This window comes from Streptomyces sp. B1866 (assembly GCF_031932565.1).
GTDB lineage: Bacteria > Actinomycetota > Actinomycetes > Streptomycetales > Streptomycetaceae > Streptomyces.
This window is the reverse complement of record NZ_JAVSCF010000446.1, coordinates 1-2551: the sequence shown is the minus strand read 5'-3', so window position 1 is coordinate 2551 and position 2551 is coordinate 1. Positions and strand designations below refer to the sequence as shown.

At 76.4% G+C, this 2551-nt stretch carries 4 protein-coding genes; 2 read left to right on the top strand and 2 right to left on the bottom strand.

Features of this window, described 5'->3' with window-relative positions; genetic code table 11:
* A partial coding sequence (locus tag RKE29_RS29245; RefSeq protein ID WP_312008733.1) for a universal stress protein occupies positions 1-502 on the bottom strand: 502 nt, incomplete at its 3' end.
* 175 nt (positions 503-677) lie between these two features.
* Between RKE29_RS29245 and RKE29_RS29240 the strand changes: the two genes are divergently transcribed.
* Positions 678-1127 carry a cyclic nucleotide-binding domain-containing protein gene (locus RKE29_RS29240; RefSeq protein WP_312008732.1) on the top strand — a complete coding sequence of 150 codons (450 nt, stop codon included), beginning with the start codon at positions 678-680 and terminating at the stop codon, positions 1125-1127.
* A gap of 110 nt (positions 1128-1237) precedes the next feature.
* Here the strand turns inward: RKE29_RS29240 and RKE29_RS29235 are convergent, their stop codons facing one another.
* The gene (locus RKE29_RS29235) at positions 1238-1753 is read right to left on the bottom strand and encodes a DUF6643 family protein (protein WP_312008731.1); all 516 of its coding nucleotides are present in this window, start codon (positions 1751-1753) and stop codon (positions 1238-1240) included.
* A 193-nt stretch (positions 1754-1946) separates the two neighbouring features.
* On the opposite strand from RKE29_RS29235, the gene RKE29_RS29230 reads away from it, so the two are divergent.
* Positions 1947-2551, top strand: a 605-nt coding sequence (locus RKE29_RS29230) for a TerD family protein (RefSeq protein ID WP_312008729.1), incomplete at its 3' end; no start/stop codon positions are given.

Sequence of the window (2551 nt, the reverse complement as noted above, 5' to 3'; positions counted from 1 at the left end):
GGCCCGCCCGGCCGTCCGGCCGCTCGCGCTCGGCCACCCCCACGGTCACCCGGCGGGGGCGGCCGGGCGCCTCGTCCAGCCGGCCGCGCACCACGACCACCGGGCAGGCGGCGCGGGCCGCGACCCGCAGCCCCACCGAGCCCAGCAGCAGCGACGTCAGCTCGCCGCGGTCGCGCGAGCCCACGACCACCGCTTCGGCGCTGGTGCCGGCGCGCACCAGCGCGGCCACGGCGTCGTCGGCCGCCAGATCGGCCATGACCTTCAGCGCCGGCGCCCTGCGGCCGGCCCGCTCCGCGGCCACGGCCAGCACCATCTCGCTGCGCACCCGCCCGGCCGCGCCCTCCGCCGCCGACGCGGGGATCTGGCCCTCGTACCGCTCCCACAGGGACGCGTGCACGATGCGCAGCGGCAGCTGCCGCCGCTGGGCCATCCCGGCCGCCCAGTCCAGCGCGTCCAGCGCGGCCGCCGAACCGTCGACGCCGACCACCACGGGTAACTCCACCTGTCCCCACCGCCTCTGTCGAACCGCAGTGAAGGCGTTCCCCGCCGCGCTCCCCGGCACGCGCCCGCTGCCCGGCACGCCGCGCGGGCCGTGTTCCCCGGCCCGCCTGGCCCGGCCGCCCCCGAGCGGCCACCGCCGGGGGGCGGCCGGGCCCGGGGCGCGGCACAGTGGGCTCATGAAGGGACTTCTGGGCGCGCTGAAGACCGAATACCGCGAACGGGTGATGGCACTCGCCCGCGAGGTGTCCTTTCCCGCGGGCGCGCGCATCTTCGAGGAGGGCCGCAAGGCCGACCGGTTCTGGATCATCCGCACCGGCTCGGTGACCTTGGACCTGCGCGTGCCCGGACGGCGCGCCGCGGTGATCGAGACGCTGGGCCCCGGCGAGCTGATCGGCTGGTCCTGGCTGTTCCCGCCGGACACCTGGCACCTGGGCGCGGAGGCGCTGAGCCCGGTGCGCGCGCACGAGTTCGACGCCGAGGCGGTCCGCCGGCTGTGCGACGAGGACACCGGCCTCGGCTACGCCCTCGCGCTGGCCTGCGCCCAGGTGATCGGGCGCAGGCTGCACAGCGCCCGGGCCCGCCTGCTGGACCTGTACGGCCCGTACGGCGGGAGCCTGGCGCCGTGAACCGCCCCGGCCCGCTCCGGCGCGGCGGGTGACAGGCCGCCACCCGCCGCCCGGTCGTCGGACCGCGGATCTCCCCGCCGCCTGAGCGGGGCTCTCCGCGAGCGGCGGTCTCAGTACCCGGGCCCCGGATACTGGGGCCGGGCCGGGTACTGCTGGCGGTGGTACGGATCCTCGTACGGCCCCGGACCGGGGGCCGGCGCGGGCCGGGGCACGGCGGGGCGCGGCACCGCGGGCCGCATCGCGTCGTACCCGGTGGCGGGCGCCACCGCGGCCGGGCGCGGCTGCGGGTAGGGCTGCGGACCGGGGTATCCGCGCGGCCCCGCCGCCTGCGGCGGTATGTACGGTCCCGGCGCCTGATGCAGCCCGGGGTGCTGCGGCTGCGGAGCCATCGGGTGGCCGTACGCCGGGGTGTGATGGGATGGGGCCGCGGGCAGCGCCGGGAGCGCCGCGGGCAGCGCCGGAAGGTGCCCGCCCGCGTCGTAGCCGGTGTCGTACGGCGAAGGGACCCGGATGGGTGCGATCTGCGGTGTCCCCCGCTCGGCGACCAGGCTGTCGTAGATCGGGGTGTCCGCGAAGGACGGCGAGGGGTAATAGCCGCCGCCGTAGCTACTACGGGGGGAGGTCATGGCCCATACGTTAAGCCCATCATGCGCTGATTGGGGAGCCTGGTAAGCGGGTTATTACAAGGCCCTGATGCGAACGGCCGCCCCAATCGCCGCCAAGGTGGGAAAATCGGTCGGCAAAGCGCGTTGACAACAGGTAAAGACCGCGTTACCGGTGTCAACGGCCAGCGAATTTCAACGAAAGGCAGAGAGCAGCATGGCGATGCTCAAGGGGACCAACGTTCCGGTCCCGGCACCGGCGGTCCGGGTGGAACTGGGCTGGCGCACCGGGCCCGGCGTACCGGACGTGGACGCCTCGGCGCTCCTGCTGGTCGGCGGAAAGGTCCGCTCCGACGCGGACTTCGTCTTCTACAACCAGGCGGCGCACCCCTCGGGCGCGGTCCGCCACGACGGGAAGCGCACCGCGGGCGGCACCGTGACCGACACCCTCTCGGTGGCCCTGGACCGGGTCGAGCCCGCCGTGGAGACCGTGGTGCTGGTCGGCTCCGCCGACGGCGGCACGTTCGGACAGGTGCCCGACCTGTACGTCCGCGTGCTGGACACCGCGAGCGGCGCCGAGCTCGCCCGCTTCGACAGCACCGACGCCACGGTGGAGACGGCGTTCGTGCTCGGCGAGCTGTACCGCAGGCAGGGCGCGTGGAAGTTCCGCGCCGTCGGCCAGGGGTACGGCAGCGGGCTGGCCGGGCTCGCCACCGACTTCGGCATCTCCGTGGACGAGCCCGCGGCCCCGGCCGCCGCGCCGCCGCCCCCGCCCGCCCCGGCGGCGCCCGTGCCCCCGCCGCCGCCCGCGCAGCCGTACGC